The 15,007-nt window shown below is 41.7% G+C and carries 17 protein-coding genes; 9 read left to right on the top strand and 8 right to left on the bottom strand.

The window, feature by feature from the left end:
* Window positions 1-35: 35 nt before the first annotated feature.
* Entirely contained in the window at window positions 36-1,268 is a 1,233-nt protein-coding gene (locus FLL45_RS08405) for an RtcB family protein (RefSeq protein ID WP_142941572.1), read from the bottom strand.
* A gap of 217 nt (window positions 1,269-1,485) precedes the next feature.
* On the opposite strand from FLL45_RS08405, the gene rtcR reads away from it, so the two are divergent.
* The 3 genes from rtcR (at window position 1,486) to FLL45_RS08420 (ending at window position 4,765) form a co-directional block, all read left to right on the top strand.
* Window positions 1,486-3,108 carry an RNA repair transcriptional activator RtcR gene (rtcR, locus tag FLL45_RS08410; protein WP_142941573.1) on the top strand — a complete coding sequence of 541 codons (1,623 nt, stop codon included), beginning with the start codon at window positions 1,486-1,488 and terminating at the stop codon, window positions 3,106-3,108.
* Window positions 3,109-3,229: 121 nt separating this feature from the next.
* Entirely contained in the window at window positions 3,230-4,225 is a 996-nt protein-coding gene (locus tag FLL45_RS08415; protein WP_142941574.1) for a response regulator, read from the top strand.
* Window positions 4,226-4,531: 306 nt separating this feature from the next.
* Window positions 4,532-4,765 (top strand): DUF6316 family protein, encoded by a 234-nt coding sequence (locus FLL45_RS08420; RefSeq protein WP_142941575.1) that lies wholly within the window; start codon window positions 4,532-4,534, stop codon window positions 4,763-4,765.
* 66 nt (window positions 4,766-4,831) lie between these two features.
* Here FLL45_RS08420 and FLL45_RS08425 read toward each other — a convergent pair whose 3' ends face one another.
* Window positions 4,832-5,056 (bottom strand): hypothetical protein, encoded by a 225-nt coding sequence (locus tag FLL45_RS08425; protein WP_142941576.1) that lies wholly within the window; start codon window positions 5,054-5,056, stop codon window positions 4,832-4,834.
* 238 nt (window positions 5,057-5,294) lie between these two features.
* Here FLL45_RS08425 and FLL45_RS08430 point away from each other — a divergent pair, with 238 nt between their 5' ends.
* A complete protein-coding gene (locus FLL45_RS08430) occupies window positions 5,295-5,513 on the top strand; it encodes a hypothetical protein (protein ID WP_142941577.1) in 219 nt (72 codons plus the stop codon).
* A gap of 39 nt (window positions 5,514-5,552) precedes the next feature.
* Here FLL45_RS08430 and FLL45_RS08435 read toward each other — a convergent pair whose 3' ends face one another.
* Entirely contained in the window at window positions 5,553-6,347 is a 795-nt protein-coding gene (locus tag FLL45_RS08435; protein WP_142941578.1) for an NRDE family protein, read from the bottom strand.
* Between the two features lie 222 nt (window positions 6,348-6,569).
* On the opposite strand from FLL45_RS08435, the gene trmB reads away from it, so the two are divergent.
* Complete coding sequence (gene trmB, locus FLL45_RS08440; protein ID WP_142941579.1) at window positions 6,570-7,256, top strand: tRNA (guanine(46)-N(7))-methyltransferase TrmB; 687 nt, start codon at window positions 6,570-6,572, stop codon at window positions 7,254-7,256.
* On the opposite strand, the gene alkB is transcribed toward trmB, so the two are convergent.
* Window positions 7,249-7,884 (bottom strand): DNA oxidative demethylase AlkB, encoded by a 636-nt coding sequence (gene alkB / locus FLL45_RS08445; protein WP_142941580.1) that lies wholly within the window; start codon window positions 7,882-7,884, stop codon window positions 7,249-7,251. The genes trmB and alkB overlap by 8 nt on opposite strands.
* Before the next feature lie 236 nt (window positions 7,885-8,120).
* On the opposite strand from alkB, the gene FLL45_RS08450 reads away from it, so the two are divergent.
* Window positions 8,121-8,636 carry a hypothetical protein gene (locus FLL45_RS08450; protein ID WP_142941581.1) on the top strand — a complete coding sequence of 172 codons (516 nt, stop codon included), beginning with the start codon at window positions 8,121-8,123 and terminating at the stop codon, window positions 8,634-8,636.
* 22 nt (window positions 8,637-8,658) lie between these two features.
* On the opposite strand, the gene FLL45_RS08455 is transcribed toward FLL45_RS08450, so the two are convergent.
* From FLL45_RS08455 to FLL45_RS08470, 4 genes are all read right to left on the bottom strand, one after another.
* Window positions 8,659-9,630 (bottom strand): glutathione S-transferase family protein, encoded by a 972-nt coding sequence (locus FLL45_RS08455; protein WP_142941582.1) that lies wholly within the window; start codon window positions 9,628-9,630, stop codon window positions 8,659-8,661.
* Window positions 9,631-9,721: 91 nt separating this feature from the next.
* Window positions 9,722-10,564: a pirin family protein gene (locus FLL45_RS08460; RefSeq protein WP_142941583.1), complete on the bottom strand. Its 843-nt coding sequence runs from the start codon at window positions 10,562-10,564 to the stop codon at window positions 9,722-9,724.
* Between the two features lie 15 nt (window positions 10,565-10,579).
* Window positions 10,580-11,179 carry an FMN-dependent NADH-azoreductase gene (locus tag FLL45_RS08465; RefSeq protein WP_142941584.1) on the bottom strand — a complete coding sequence of 200 codons (600 nt, stop codon included), beginning with the start codon at window positions 11,177-11,179 and terminating at the stop codon, window positions 10,580-10,582.
* Between the two features lie 95 nt (window positions 11,180-11,274).
* A complete protein-coding gene (locus FLL45_RS08470; protein WP_142941585.1) occupies window positions 11,275-11,679 on the bottom strand; it encodes a DoxX family protein in 405 nt (134 codons plus the stop codon).
* A gap of 212 nt (window positions 11,680-11,891) precedes the next feature.
* Here FLL45_RS08470 and FLL45_RS08475 point away from each other — a divergent pair, with 212 nt between their 5' ends.
* The 3 genes from FLL45_RS08475 (at window position 11,892) to FLL45_RS08485 (ending at window position 14,992) form a co-directional block, all read left to right on the top strand.
* Window positions 11,892-12,803, top strand: coding sequence for a LysR family transcriptional regulator (locus FLL45_RS08475; protein ID WP_142941586.1), 912 nt, complete (start codon window positions 11,892-11,894; stop codon window positions 12,801-12,803).
* 23 nt (window positions 12,804-12,826) lie between these two features.
* Complete coding sequence (locus tag FLL45_RS08480; RefSeq protein ID WP_142941587.1) at window positions 12,827-13,360, top strand: DsrE family protein; 534 nt, start codon at window positions 12,827-12,829, stop codon at window positions 13,358-13,360.
* A gap of 132 nt (window positions 13,361-13,492) precedes the next feature.
* A complete protein-coding gene (locus FLL45_RS08485; RefSeq protein WP_142941588.1) occupies window positions 13,493-14,992 on the top strand; it encodes an ATP-binding protein in 1,500 nt (499 codons plus the stop codon).
* Window positions 14,993-15,007: the final 15 nt, after the last annotated feature.

Raw genomic sequence — 15,007 nt, forward strand, 5'->3', positions numbered from 1 at the left:
TTTCCTTTTTTAGCGCTTAGCATCTAGCACTTGTTTTATCCTTTCACACAAACAACTTGTTTCAAGGTATAAACCACCTCGACTAAATCACTTTGCGCTGCCATCACTTTATCGATGTCTTTGTAAGCTGAAGGCGTTTCATCGATAACATCCTTGTCTTTTCTACATTCAACCCCTTCTGTTGCTTGTAGATGTTCATCCATAGAAACCAACTTTTTCGCCTGTGTTCTTGACATAACGCGTCCTGCACCATGACTACAACTACAAAAACTATCGGCATTTCCTAGTCCTCTCACAATGAAAGATCGTGCCCCCATACTTCCGGGAATGATCCCCATTTCACCTTCCCTGGCTCTCACCGCTCCTTTTCGAGTAACTAGCACATCTTTTCCAAAATGATGTTCCCGCGAAATATAGTTATGGTGACAATTCACCGCTTCTACCTTTGCATCGAAATCGATATTCATTACCGACTTAACGGCGCCGATTACTCGATTCATCATCACTTCTCTATTTAAACGAGCGAATCCTTGCGCCCATTCAACCGCTTCGACGTAATCGTTAAAGTGATCGGTCCCCTCCGCTAGATAAGCCAAATCTTTATCAGGCAAGTTGATATGCCACTTCTGCATATCTTTTTTCGCCATTTCGATAAAGTGAGTACCGATGCGATTCCCGACTCCGCGAGATCCGCTATGAAGCATGATCCAAACTTGGTCATTTTCGTCGAGACAAACTTCAATAAAGTGATTACCTGTGCCGAGCGTACCAAGATGCGCGATGTTGTTGGTATTCTTTAATACCGCATGTTTATCACACAACACATTAAAGTTATCCTTAAGGTTCAGCCACGCAGTCGCGACATCCTTTGGAATATCATTCCAAGATCCTTTGTCACGTCCACGTCGAGCTCTCGGAGATCTTCCGTGTGGCACTGCAGCTTCAATCGCACTTCGCATTGGCGCTAAGTTATCGGGTAATTGAGCCGCTTTTAGGCTTGTTTTAGCCGCCATCATGCCGCATCCAATATCCACGCCAACCGCCGCAGGAATGACTGCGCCCACGGTTGGTACAACGCTACCGATTGTTGCCCCTTTACCTAAATGAACGTCTGGCATCGCCGCAACCCATTTATGAATAAAAGGTAAGCCCGCAATATTTCTTAATTGAGCTTTGGCTTTGTCTTCGAAAACTACGCCTTTAGTCCAGGATTTAACCGGAACACCTTGAGTTTCCATCACTTCAAAGTTGATTATTTTTTCGTTCATTGCATTTCCTTAAATTCTGCAATCAGCAAATTAGTTAATCCGTCTATAGCGAAGGGCGTGCCAGTTTTTCAATAAAATAGCTGTTGTCTATCTATCTTATTGAATTTAATAGCAAAAAAAATTAAATGCGTTTCTCTCAGTATTTGACAGTGAGAAAGGGTAATGAAATAATCTATCTAAAAAGATAGTTATCTATCTATATGCTTTAGGAGGGTTTGTGAAGAAAACGGTGATTAGTATATTGGGTACCAACCTAGATCGGCGCGGCCGAAATGCTAAGCGCTGGGATAAATGGCGGCCCAATGTTTCGCTTTGTCAGCAAGATGATTTGATTGTCGATCGACTTGTTTTATTGTACGAAGGTAATTTCCGAAAACTAGCAGAGCAAGTGAAAGGTGATATTGGGGTTATCTCGCCTGAAACCGAAGTGCTATTGTTTGAATTATCCTTTGAAGACCCTTGGGATTTTGAAGCGGTTTACAGTTCATTATTTGATTTTAGTCAGGAGTACCAATTTAATCCTGATGAAGAGGAGTACCTAATTCACATCACAACCGGAACCCATGTTGCTCAAATTTGTCTGTACCTGTTAACTGAGACTCACTACCTGCCGGGCAAGCTTTTTCAAACCTCACCGGGTAACAAAGAAAATCCCACCGTAGGAAAATATCAGATCATCGATTTGGATTTATCCAAATACGACCAAATTGCTTCTCGATTTTATCAGGAAAGCGTTGCCGGTGTTGACTTTCTAAAGGGCGGGATAGAAACACGCAACCAAAAATTTAATCATCTTATCGAGCAACTAGAAAAGGTTTCTATACTTTCACAAGAGCCTATGCTGATTACCGGAGCGACTGGCGCAGGAAAAACCCAACTAGTTAAACGTATTTATGAACTCAAAAAGCAGCGAGGCCAAATTGCTGGCAACTTAGTCGTCGTAAACTGTGCCACCTTATTGGGAGACAATGCAATGTCAGCCTTGTTTGGTCATCGTAAAGGCGCGTTTACTGGAGCGGTAGATGCAAGAAACGGTTTACTTAAAGAAGCAGATGGCGGGTTGCTATTTTTAGATGAAATTGCGGAGCTCGGTTTAGACGAGCAGGCGATGCTATTGCGGGCGATTGAAGAAAAACAATATTTGCCGCTTGGAGCAGATAAAGAAGTCGAATCTGATTTTCAGTTGGTTGCTGGAGCCAATAAAAATATGAATCGAATGGTTTCTGAAGGAAAGTTTCGCGAAGATTTACTCGCTCGAATCAATCTTTGGAGCTATCAATTGCCCTCTTTAAAAGATCGAATTGAAGATTTAGAGCCCAACCTTGATTTTGAGCTACAAAGGTTTTCACGAAAGGCCGGTCATCAAGTGAGCTTTAACAAAGCAGCACGTAAAAAGTATCTAAAGTATGCGACTTCACCATCGGCAGTTTGGAGTGCCAACTTTCGAGACTTAAATTCAAGCGTTATCCGAATGGCGACATTAGCAGAAGGTGGGCGTATCTCGGAGTTACTCGTTGATGATGAGATTGAAAGGTTGGAAATTGCCTGGAATGGCATTGGTGATGGTCGAAACTCCCCTCAACGACTTGCAGAAAAACTGCTTGGTGAACAAGCTCGCGAGTTTGATTTATATGAGTACTATCAATTATTGGGGCTATATGAGGTTTGCAGTAAATCTTCATCAATGGCCGAGGCAGGTAGAAAGCTTTTTAACGTGTCGAGAACGAATAAAAAGTCGAATAATGACTCTCATCGTCTCAAACAGTTACTCAATAAATTTAATTTGAGCTTTACCGCGCTCAACGAAGCCTCGAAAGTGTCGAGCGAAAAAAACGAATGATATTTGTTGCTCATAGTGAGTTTTAAAATTAGGGGACGAAATTACTAAATAGAGATGATGTTTTTCTTTTTATTGGTTTTTAATTTACTTTGGAGCGAAATCTTAAACACGGAAAAATATCATGGATATCCTGCTCATCGATGATAGTCCTACCCACCAATTCCAATTGGCGCGAAATATCGAAGCGGCAGGGCATTCAATCGAAATGGTTTTTTCGGGTGAAGCGGCGTTACAGTTTTTAGAAAAATCGTCGGTCGACTTGATTCTATGCGATATCGAAATGCCGGGTCTAAGCGGTTATGAGACTGTAACTATTATACGAGAGCTTCTTGCCGATTCTTGGATCCCCATTATATTTATGACCAGTCGAGACAATACCATCGACGTGGTGAAGGGATTTAGGGTAGGCGCTGATGACTATTTGGTTAAACCCATTAATCCAGAAGTATTATTGGCAAAACTCAAAGTAATGGAGCGATATATCGCCATGCAAGAAGTCGTCTTCGCCCATGGTAATTTATCTATTGTAACGCCTCACTATGACGAATTTTCAAGGGTTTACACGCCGCAATATTTTTTTGAACGCGCGCTTCAACAATGGGCCATTATGGCAAGACAAAGACTGCCAGTAAGCGTGTTAATTGTCGATATTGATGATTATTCATTATATCGAGATTATTACGGGGAGTCGCTAGCGAATGAATGTTTGGTAAAAATATCGAATAAGCTTAACGAGTCAATTTTTCGGCCTGCGGATTTTGTTGGGCGTTTTCAGAAAGAAGGGTTTATTTTAATGTTACCAGATACGGGCCGCTCGGGAGCAAGTTTGGTTGCTGAGAGAATTCGTTGCGGTATCGAAAACTTAACGATTGAAAACAAAGCTTCACGAGGCAGTAGTGCGGTGACAGTTTCTGTTGGCGGGGGGACTTGTTATCAAGCGAGGAGACAACCTTTACATCGTTGCATTGAACTAGCTTGTGATTCACTCATCAAAGTCCGCCAAATTGCGACTAATTCAGTTTATGTCGACTCCCTACCAAGAATTGAAACTGACAATGTATCAATTTCTTCAGAAATTAAAATGAGTCATCGAGCCTCTCGTAAGCACACTCATTAACTGTAGTCTCACTCTAACCAAAATTTCAGCTGAGTTGGGCTTTTAAATGAATTGTGGATGTCCGATTTATAAGGTCTAGTTATTGATATCGGCTTCTTAATATCTACTTATTAATATCCTTAATGAAGACTTTTCCTTGGAATATTGATTGTTTATAAGTCAAAGGAATATGGGAAGAAGCTTGCAATATTTTAAGAGATTTCGCACAAACGGTAGTGAAATTGGCTGAATGATCTCCTTTCGACAAGTCTATAGTATTCCCCCTGCCTAAAGTGGCTGGGAAGCAAGATAAAAAGGGAAGTGGTCATGAATATTAAATTACGAGCTGGTGAACCAGCGATGGGATATCAATTTACTCGAACTAATCGACTGGTTGTCAGCGACGATGGTTATTTCTATCGGACTCGCGAATGTGACCTTATAGGTCCATTCTTTACCGAAGCCGAAGCGCTCTATGATCTGAATGTTTTCGTTAAAGTATCTGAGATCGAACAAAACTTGCAGTTAGATGATTTTTTTGATGAAAAAATGTCTGCTTAATTTATTCGAGCGATAATTCTTCGCAAATGTGTGACATACCGAGCTTTTATCTAGGTTTGGACTGATTTAGTCGTCAAAACTAATCGCGGTCAGATTGACTTGAGTCTTAAATGTTTTGCGTTCTTTTATGCGTCGGTCCATTCTCTTATTGAGAATTACTTGAAGTTTCTTAACGTCCTCAACTGTCTGGCTTAAGTCTAAATCCCTGGTCTCTAGAATTTGTTTTTCCAGCCAGTCGCTAAGTCGACCATCATCAATGATTCTGTCTTCAATTGTCGGGTAACTATTCATACATACACCTCACAAAGTCTGTAAATGATTGAACGCTTATTAACCATAAGCTCATATTGAGATAATTGCGAGTTTCTTGCTTGCGTGTTTGTAGTTGACGGCTAATTTTGCAAACTAACGCGCAAAAATTAACGATTGTGTGAATTTTACCGCTGTTAACGGTGATTTTGAGTGTCAGAGAAAATAATTGTTGATCTACACTTATAAGTAGGGATATCAACAAACAGAATAACTTAAAATGAAGAAAATAATTGTAGGGCTGATATTCTTGATCGGTCTGATTTTAACGAGCCTTAGTGTGCATGTTGTCCATCTAGATGACAGTGTCGAAGTATTAGTAAAAACAAAAATGACGTTCACTGATACTTATGTCGATGCACGCGGAGCTAAAAAGTTTGAACTATTAACCAAGCCAAGGTTAATTGAAGCTGGAATCCAGAAAGTACTCGATAGTTGATTTAAACACTGGCTCTAACTAATTCACCATTATCGATTGTCATGCTTTCTTCGGTAAATCTCGCTTTTCAAACGCCCCATTTTTGAGTTTATAGTGGCTCTCATTTTGAGTAGAGCCATCGCTCTTATAATTTTGTTCGTAAAATTCAATGTTCCCGCTTACATGATAGAGAAGGATGGTGCTTGATCGAGTGCCATAGTCGCTATTTTGGATAAAAATAGACGAGAGCTTTTTTTCCCATTCGTAGGAAATACCCGTATCGGGGAGTTGGCTATCTTTGGCTTTGGTTTGATCGCGTAGAAGCTGCTGTAATCCTGCAAAACTCGGTAGTTGCTGTTCACTAATCGCATTCTCTAGGGCTTGTTGACCTTTGGCCATTTTTGGCCAAATATCATCCATATTGCCGTTCGATACAGAGTGAAAACCCGCAGATAATGGCTTGGTTGTTTTGGTCATGCTGTTGAAACAATACAGCGCCTGAGCAGAGCCATAGACGAGATTAAAAGGATTATAATCATCGGCGGCATGATGTAACCAATGGGTAAAACTTTCTTCTGGCTCAGAAAGAAATTTTATTGGTAGTTCGCCTCTTGAGCGTTTATCGGTCAACTGAGAGCGACCTACTCGAAGGTTAGTAATTGCGGCAAAACCGCCCATGTGATTGATGCCGAGCCAAGTTCCTCCTGCGATTAAATCTTTGCCGGCCAAAACTGGAGAGGGCTCTAACCACGGTGCAGCCCTTTGCGTCGGACGTGAATGAAACTCATCTCGATTCGCACAGATGATTAGAGGGTACTCAGGGTGTTGAGAAACTGCGGTGAATAGAATACACATTGTGGAAGTTTAGCAACAATCGGAGTAAATGTAATTCACTTAGCATGACTAATCTCGCTGGAGAGGATAAAATTACCCAGCAAAGATAATGATGATCAAATTTTAGTGGTAGTAACGCAGTGATTGGCTTCCTTTTTAGGCGATTGATTGAGCGTTTTAATATTAAAATGTCACTAAACGATTTAGACGGCGTGCCCTTCATCGGATAAAGCTAATTTTAAAATGAAAAAATTTCAATATGATTCTCGTTCAGTTGTTTCCAACCAACAAGGTATTCACGAGAACCTCACTGAGCTTGTCGCAAAGCATTTACGCTCGGACTACCGTAAACCCATTCAAACACATAACTTAGAAGCTTACCGCCAAATGCAAAAAGCGATTGCTGATATTGCACACGAATTTCTTATTTTAGATTCCTGTTGCGGTACCGGCGCTAGTTCAATTCACTTAGCGAACAAATACCCTGATACTTTAGTGATCGGTATTGACCAATCATATAAGCGTTTAAATAGAAGGGACGATCAAGTGGCAATTCCTGAAAACTGCATTTTGATTAGAGCGAATTGTGAGGATATTTGGCGCTTGTGTGAGCGGGATAGCATAAGCTTTGCCAAACACTTTATCTTGTACCCGAACCCTTGGCCCAAGTCCGAGCACTTTAAACGGCGTTGGCATGGACATCCTGTTTTCGGCTTGTTACCAAATTTGTCTTGTTATACGGAGCTGCGTTCTAACTGGAAAATTTACCTTGATGAGTTTTCATTAGCCTGGCAAACAGTTAGTGGCCAAGCCTATTCGGTTGACGAGCTTGAAGTTGCTGAGCCAATGACACTATTTGAAAAAAAGTATCATGAGAGTGGTCAAAAACTTTATCAGTTTGTCGCGGACAGTTCTCTACGTGTCACTTAGCTTTACGAAATGTGAGGTTGTAGCGGTAGTGATTACTGAGGTTTTGTTTATCGGCTTTGACAGTTTTAACACCATGATAAATTAGTCGAGATTCGCCGCCCCACACCATAACATCACCATCGTGTAACTGGTAATTGATAGGCTTACCGCGCCGAGCTTTTCCGTAAATTTGAAACTCGGTAGAAAGGCCTATCGAGACAGAAACAATCGGCCAGCGAAAGTCTGATTCATCTTTGTCTTTATGAGCGCCCATTTTATTGCCTATGTCGTAACGGTTTATTAAACAGGCATCCGGAATAAAGTCAGCAAAACCGACTGCGTCGGCGGCTCGGGTAGCGAGCTTCTGAAATATTTTAGGCATGTTGGGCCATGCTTGCTCGGTGAGCGGATCGTGCGCTTCGTAGCGATAGCCCGATTGATCTGATACCCATCCCCAGTTGCCGCAATTTGTCATTGACACTTGAGTGAGATAGCCCATCGGCGTCATCATTTGTCTAAAAGGTGCAGAAGCATCTATCGTCTGTATTTTTTCAATTAAAGGAATCGTTTTTACATAGTTTGCGAGGACCCATACTTCGGGATAAATTTCTTCAATTTCTGGTCTCTGCAGGGAAAATAAATCGGTCATCAAGCTAAGCGGTCATAGTCGGTTAGTGAAATACTGAGAGCAATAATAAACGAGAATATCGGTGAGTTCATCAGAAGAGACTGCTTTAAAGTTTATTATATTCATACATTTGCCAACTAATTTATGGTTCTCAGCGTCCTATCTGATTAAGCACAACTAAATCCTTGCGGGGTTGGTGAAATGGGGTTGCTTCAATCGGACCGGTCAAAAAGAGTTGGTTAATAGCGTCAACAACGATGACTGAAAAAAAAGAATTTAATATCGAGCTTTATCTCGGCATCATCGCCACTTTTATTGCTTTGTTATCGGTTGCGATAGCCGTTTGGGAAGGTAGTGAAACAAGAACTCACAATCGACTATCTGTTAAGCCGATATTAATTATGAGCAAGACTTTTAATATCACTCAAGCTGAGGATGGTTCCAATCAGACGACCACCTTACAGCTGAGTATCGTTAACCGAGGCTTAGGGCCGGCAATTGTGAAAAATGTGAGCCTATTACCGTCGGCAGGCGGGAAGCCGTTTAACGATTGGAAGTCTGCGTTAAGTTCGATTGGCTTTTCCAGGTTAATTCAAACTTCCGTCGATTTAGATTCGAATAGTGTTATCGAACCCGGTGATGAGCAAGTATTGTTGGTTATCGATTGGCAAGGCACAGACGAGGGCGACTTGAGCGTGCTGGTAGAATACCAATCGATGTACGAAGAACCATTCGAAGTTGTCGCGGAAAATGTACTTTCCGCGACATTTTAAATTAGCAAGCAACGTCTACGTTTTAGCTTGCCCTGTCATGTGGCGCGGCATAATCGATATCGGGCCCCGTTGGTACTACTTGAGTTGGGTTAATCATCGTATGGCTCATGTAGTAATGTTTTTTGATGTGCTCCATATTAATCGTATCTGCAACCCCCGGTTGTTGATAGATATCTCTGACATACCCAAATAGATTCGGGTAATCGGCGATTCGTTTGATGTTACATTTAAAGTGGCCAACATAAACGGGATCAAATCTTACCAAGGTTGTGAATAATCTAATATCCGCTTCGGTGAGTGTATCACCTGTTAAGTATCGTTTTTCTTGGAGAATTGATTCCAACCAATCAAGCGCTTCGAAAAGCTTAATAACATTTTCTTCATAGGCCTCTTGCGAAGTCGCAAATCCAGATTTATAGACGCCGTTATTGACTTCAGAGTAGATACGCGTGTTGAGTGTATCGATTGCTTCTCTTAAGTTCGCCGGGTAATAATCGCCTGGTTTGGCGCCAATATCGTCAAATGCGGAATTTAGCATTCGAATAATTTCAGACGACTCATTACTCACAATAGTATTGTTGTGTTTGTCCCAAAGCACCGGAACGGTTACTCGTCCAGAATAATTTGGGTCAGCCTTAGTGTAGACTTGGTGCATGAATTCAAAGCCGAACAGATCATCACTACACCCCGACTCTGCTTTAAACTCCCAGCCATTTTCAACCATTAAATAATCCACAACCGAAACGCTAATAAAATCTTCGAGACCTTTGAGCTTTCGAAAGATCATTGTTCGATTGGCCCAAGGACATGCGTGGGATACATACAAGTGATAGCGACCTTTTTCGGCTTTAAAACCGGCTTTACCTGAAGGGCCTGCTGAACCATCTTTGGTGACCCAATTACGAAATTGTGCTTCACTGCGAACAAATTTTCCATTGGTCGACTTAGTGTCGTACCATTTGTCTTGCCATTGACCGTCTACTAATAAACCCATAACTTTTTCCTAGTTTAAAATGTTGATGCGGTACCTATCTATCCGCTCGTTCAGAGAGTGTGAGAAGCGCTTGTTATCTTCTCTTGAATGATTAAATAAAATTGCCTGACTGATAATCCAAGTAAGCTTGATTGAGCTCTTCTCGAGTATTCATAACAAACGGTCCGCCTCTGGCGACTGGTTCGTTAAGTGGTTTTCCTGCAATCACTAAAAATCGAGAATCCTCTCTAGCTGACACTTTGATAACTTCAGCGAAATCTAATATTGCAATCTGACCAGGCTCGATAATTTGAGCTGTATCGCCAATTTCAATTGATCCTTGCATTAGATAAACAAATGCATTGTGATGCGGGTTAACCGCCTCGTTCAGCGCTTGTTCTGCTTCTAGTGAAACATCCCAATAAGTGGGCGAGACAAAATCATTGACGATAATTCCTTGAGTGCCCTGACTGGTCGCTCCGGCGATCACTTTAATTGACGTTCCATTCGAGCGGTTTTCAACGGGAATTTCTGCTGCTGTTTTTTCTTGATACTTTGGAGCGCTCATCTTATGTGAAGCCGGCAAGTTCACCCAGAGCTGAAAGCCCGCTAACATGCCATCGATTTGTTCAGGCATTTCTGAATGGATAATCCCTTTGCCGGCAGTCATCCACTGAACACCGCCAGTTTCTATTATACCCTCGTTACCGGCGCTATCTTTGTGTCGCATTTTTCCTTCTAGCATATAGGTAACTGTCTCAAAACCGCGATGAGGGTGAGCCGGAAATCCACCAATGTAGTCTTGTGGTTTGTCGGAGCCAAATGCATCGAGCAATAAAAATGGGTCGAGCATATCAATATAAGGTGTCCCAATGATGCGAGTTAATTGGACTCCGTCACCGTCTGATGCTTTTAAACCGTTGAATACTTGCTTAACTTCTCTAATTGAGGACATTTTTTACTCCGTTGATTATGCAACAGCTGCTTGGTTAACTTGGTCGCGAACTTGCTCAAGCACATTGTCAGCAGCTAAATCAAACTGAGAAGCATCAAGTACAGTGACATCTTCAATGCCAACGAATTTCATTACTTGCAATAAGTAGCGGGAGGCAAAATCAACTTCACTTCCAATTGGTACGCCACCTGAAGCCATGACAAGATAGGCTTTTTTGCCCTTTAATAACCCTTCAGGTCCGTTTTCGGTATATCGGAAAGTTAATCTTGCTCTTGCTATCATGTCGATCCACGCTTTTAAAACTGCCGGGACACTAAAGTTGTATATTGGCGATGCGATAATGAGGTGATCGGCATCCTGGAGTTCTTTGACCAGTGAATCGGAAAAGCTTAAAGTAGCCTTGTGTTGTTCGTCTCTCTCTTCAGGCGCTGTAAAGTTCGCCCCAATCCAACTTTCATCGACAAATGGTAAGCCTGTTGAAAGGTCACGCTGATTGAGACTGAGCGCCTCATTTTCACTGCGCAAAGCTTTTACGACTAGATCAGAGAGTTGACGAGTTAAGGAGCCTTCTTTTCGGCCACTGGAATTGATTTGTAAAATTGCATTATTAGCCATGATTAATACTCTAATTGGGTGTGTGAAAGTCTTTTTGTACCTGACCTTGGTTTCATCAAGCAGGCTACTTTAATCAGCAGCCTGTAATTAATGGTTTACGCTGCAGATTCGTTTTTTGGCATACCTTCATCAATAGATACGTAACCTGCACCATTTACGACCAAAAATAGAAAACCACCGGCAATAGCCACGTTTTTCATAAACATGATGGACTGTGTTTGGTCTGCAAAATTTAAGTGGAATAGCACCGCTGAAACTAAGCTGAAGCCTGCCAATAAAAAAGCAACGAGGCGTGTTTTAAAACCAACGATAATGGCTATCGCGCCGACGATTTCAGTAATAATAACCAGCGGTAACAATTGACCGGGAACTCCCATCGCTTCCATATAGCCTTGTGTGCCTTCGTAACCTGCACCAAGTTTGCTAATTCCAGCCATTAGAAAGATAACGCTAATTAAGATTCGGCCAACTAAATTGCCATAGTTTTCAATGAGTTTCATAATAGTCTCCTAAGAAGTAAGTGGTTTATGTTTAACTGGTATCCATTTTACAGTTGCGAGAAAAATGAAAAACAGGCTATTATCGAACTTATTGTTCTTTATTTGTGAACAATGAAGCGATGAGTCTAAACCGTGTTAATCGGTCAGTAAACTGAGTGGATAGGACGACCGCTCGTCTGAAATAGAGAACTCGCCTGAAATAGAGAAGAAATATGAATCAGTTTGATGAAATGCAGACCTTTATCAGGATCGTTGATGCAGGTAGCATCACCAAGGCTGCAGAACAAATGGACACCGTTAAATCAGCGGTGAGTCGACGACTAAGTGAGCTTGAGAAAAGGCTGGGTGTGACATTGCTTACCCGCACGACGCGCAGCCAAACCTTGACTGAGTCAGGCAAAAGTTATTATGAGCAGTGCTTAAGGATAATTGATGATCTTGCTGAAATAGAGTCAAGTATTAAAAATGAACACTGTGCGCTCGCCGGCAGAATTAAAATTGCCGCGCCACTATCTTTTGGCTTGTCCCATTTAAGTCAAGCGCTAAGAAAGTTTAATGAAATACATCCAGAGATATATTTTGATGTCGACTTTAATGATCGAAAAGTCGATTTAATTCAAGAGGGATTTGATTTAGCGATCAGAATAGGAGAGTTGGAAGACTCCTCACTGATCGCCAAGAAATTAATAACCAGCTGCAGTATTCTGAGTGCCAGCCCTGGGTACTTAAAAAAGTATGGTATGCCTCAGTCGCCCGAGGATTTGATGAACGGGCATGTGAGAGTAAAGTATACTGGCGGCCGAGAAAAATGGATTTTTAAAGGTACCGATGGGAATAAAATTCATATCGATGTTCCAGCGATTGTCAGCGCAAATAATGGTGATTTTTTGTGTCAACAAGCCATTGACGGGCAAGGATTAATCATGACTCCTGACTTTATTTGCTATAAGGCTGTTCGACAACAGCAATTAATTCCCATAATGTGTGATCGCATTGTTGATAATGAAATTTCCGGTTACGCACTTTACCCTCAGACTAGGCATCTTTCACATCGCGTGAGAAGCTTGGTCGATTATCTTGCTCAATACTTTGGCGACAAGCCATATTGGGCGATTGACCATTAAAAGCATCAAGAGCGAGAAACTTAATGAAAACTATTTTCTGTTTACTGTTTTTACTCATGGCTTACCCAATAGTTGCCGAGCCAAAAAAATTTTCACCTGGGCCGTTGATAAAAAATTATGGTCCGCATGCGCAAGTCACGCAATCAAATCCTATTTCGCAGGAGCAACATTTTAAGGTCGCTTTTGATGTTGCCGATTTGGGTGATGTTAACCAAGTTAATCGAAAATTCGAATCACTTGCACGCTTTTTGAATATGCATGTTGCAGCAGGGATCAAAGCTGAGAATATCCGTTTAGCTTTAATTGTGCACGGCAAGGCAAGTTATGGTGTTTTGAAAGATAAATTTTTTAGACAAAAGTTCTCTGTCGCCAATCCAAACCAGATGCTGTTGCAAGAGTTGATGCGAAACCAAGTGAGATTGATGATTTGTGGTCAATCTGCAGCTTACTACGAGATAAACAACGAACAGTTATTAGACGGAGTTGAAATGGCTCTATCGGCAATGACGGCGCACGCGGTTTTGCAACAGCAGGGCTACACGATTAATCCATTTTAGCTGAGAAGTGTCGCGCACCATGAAAATTTTCCATAATGTTTGCACATTTGTCTGTGATACTCAGGGAACTTCAGGAATAGTGTTTATAAAGATAAGAAGTCTCCAAAAGTGTCAAAGTTATACGGAAAATTAATGTCGTTAAAAATAAGGCACAAATTATTTGCGGCGATGATTCTCGCTAATCTGTTGGTGATTGGCGGCATTTTTGTGCTGATTAGTTTTTCATTCAGTCAGAGTTTCAAAGATTATCTTGATGCGACTCGGTTAGAAAAATTAACCCCAATGGCGCAAGAATTAGCGCAGCAATATTCTCAAAATGGTAATTGGAATTGGTTGCGAGGGCGTCGCAATGAAAGCTGGCGAGTGTTAATGGAAAAATACATCATTGATGAGCAGTCTCTGCCTCCTAAACTCCAACAACAAAGAAAAAAACCAAGACACTATGATGCAATGCGACCCGATAAAAAAATGCGAGGGGTGCCGCTAAGAAACCAAGCAGAACGACTGGGAGGGCCGCAAGGAAACAGGCCTCCACCATTGAGACCTGGACATAAAGTTTTACTTGCTGATGCCACTGGAAGTCTAGTGGTTGGGCGAATTCGCCCAACTGAAGAAATTGCTTGGATAGATATCCGAACTGACGGGCAACTTGTTGGCAAGCTGGGGTTTGTTAAAACGAAGGAGATAACCTCAGAGCTTGATCAACTTTTTGTCGATAAGCTTAATGATAACTTATTGGTCACAGTTTTATCGGTTATTCTCGTATCTGCTTTTATTGCGCTCATTTTGTCGCGCGCGCTGGTTGCACCTATCCTCAGGTTAAGAGAAGCTGCTAATAAAATGACCCATGGAGAACTGGAAACGCAACTTGCCGTCAAATCTGAAGATGAGATTGGCCAGCTTGGTCGAGACTTTAACCTTCTGTCGAGAACGCTTCGCGATAACCTCCAGTCCCGTCAGCAGTGGATAGCCGATATCTCTCATGAGCTGAGAACCCCGGTGGCTATTTTGCAGGGTGAGATTGAGGCACTTCAAGATGGTATAAGGCCGTTTAATCAAGCGTCGATCGACTCTTTGTATCAAGAGGTGAAGCGACTTAGCTTGTTAATCAACGATTTGCATGAGCTTTCACTTTCAGATAGTGGTGCAATGAGTTATCAATTTACTCGCGTTGATCTGGTATCGATTGTTAATAAGGCGTTGGAATTAAAACGAGAAAAGATCGCTCAGAGTCACATTCAAGTTAAACATCACCAACCCAATGAACCAATAATAGTTAATGGTGACAGCCATCGATTGCTCCAGTTATTTTTAAACTTACTGAATAATAGTCTCGCCTATACCGCGACACATGGAAAGATTGGAATCGATTACCATGTGCGCCAAGACGCACTCGAAATAGAGTGGTTTGATTCGGAACCTGGAGTCAGTGATGAGTCACTTGCGTTGTTATTTGAGCGTCTTTATCGAGTCGACTCTTCGCGTAGTAGAAATACTGGCGGTTCTGGGTTAGGCTTATCAATAGTCAAGAGTATTGTTAGTGCCCATCAAGGAAGCATTAAAGCAATACATTCAGAACTGGGAGGGGTAAAAATGATAATACGTTTCCCGCACCAGTCCAAGTCAAAATAACAGCTAGTTTTTGAA

The organism is Aliikangiella marina (assembly GCF_007004765.1).
GTDB classification, from domain to species: domain Bacteria; phylum Pseudomonadota; class Gammaproteobacteria; order Enterobacterales; family Kangiellaceae; genus Aliikangiella; species Aliikangiella marina.

Bases quoted from the DNA above. Each gene is read 5' to 3' on its own strand.
- FLL45_RS08475 (WP_142941586.1), top strand. From the start codon at position 11,892: ATGAATCAGTTTGATGAAATGCAGACCTTTATCAGGATCGTTGATGCA.
- FLL45_RS08405 (WP_142941572.1), bottom strand. From the start codon at position 1,268: ATGAACGAAAAAATAATCAACTTTGAAGTGATGGAAACTCAAGGTGTT.
- FLL45_RS08450 (WP_142941581.1), top strand. From the start codon at position 8,121: ATGACTGAAAAAAAAGAATTTAATATCGAGCTTTATCTCGGCATCATC.
- FLL45_RS08430 (WP_142941577.1), top strand. From the start codon at position 5,295: ATGAAGAAAATAATTGTAGGGCTGATATTCTTGATCGGTCTGATTTTA.
- trmB (WP_142941579.1), top strand. From the start codon at position 6,570: ATGAAAAAATTTCAATATGATTCTCGTTCAGTTGTTTCCAACCAACAA.
- FLL45_RS08420 (WP_142941575.1), top strand. From the start codon at position 4,532: ATGAATATTAAATTACGAGCTGGTGAACCAGCGATGGGATATCAATTT.
- FLL45_RS08480 (WP_142941587.1), top strand. From the start codon at position 12,827: ATGAAAACTATTTTCTGTTTACTGTTTTTACTCATGGCTTACCCAATA.
- FLL45_RS08460 (WP_142941583.1), bottom strand. From the start codon at position 10,564: ATGTCCTCAATTAGAGAAGTTAAGCAAGTATTCAACGGTTTAAAAGCA.
- FLL45_RS08435 (WP_142941578.1), bottom strand. From the start codon at position 6,347: ATGTGTATTCTATTCACCGCAGTTTCTCAACACCCTGAGTACCCTCTA.
- FLL45_RS08425 (WP_142941576.1), bottom strand. From the start codon at position 5,056: ATGAATAGTTACCCGACAATTGAAGACAGAATCATTGATGATGGTCGA.
- FLL45_RS08465 (WP_142941584.1), bottom strand. From the start codon at position 11,179: ATGGCTAATAATGCAATTTTACAAATCAATTCCAGTGGCCGAAAAGAA.
- alkB (WP_142941580.1), bottom strand. From the start codon at position 7,884: ATGACCGATTTATTTTCCCTGCAGAGACCAGAAATTGAAGAAATTTAT.
- FLL45_RS08470 (WP_142941585.1), bottom strand. From the start codon at position 11,679: ATGAAACTCATTGAAAACTATGGCAATTTAGTTGGCCGAATCTTAATT.
- FLL45_RS08455 (WP_142941582.1), bottom strand. From the start codon at position 9,630: ATGGGTTTATTAGTAGACGGTCAATGGCAAGACAAATGGTACGACACT.
- FLL45_RS08415 (WP_142941574.1), top strand. From the start codon at position 3,230: ATGGATATCCTGCTCATCGATGATAGTCCTACCCACCAATTCCAATTG.
- FLL45_RS08485 (WP_142941588.1), top strand. From the start codon at position 13,493: ATGTCGTTAAAAATAAGGCACAAATTATTTGCGGCGATGATTCTCGCT.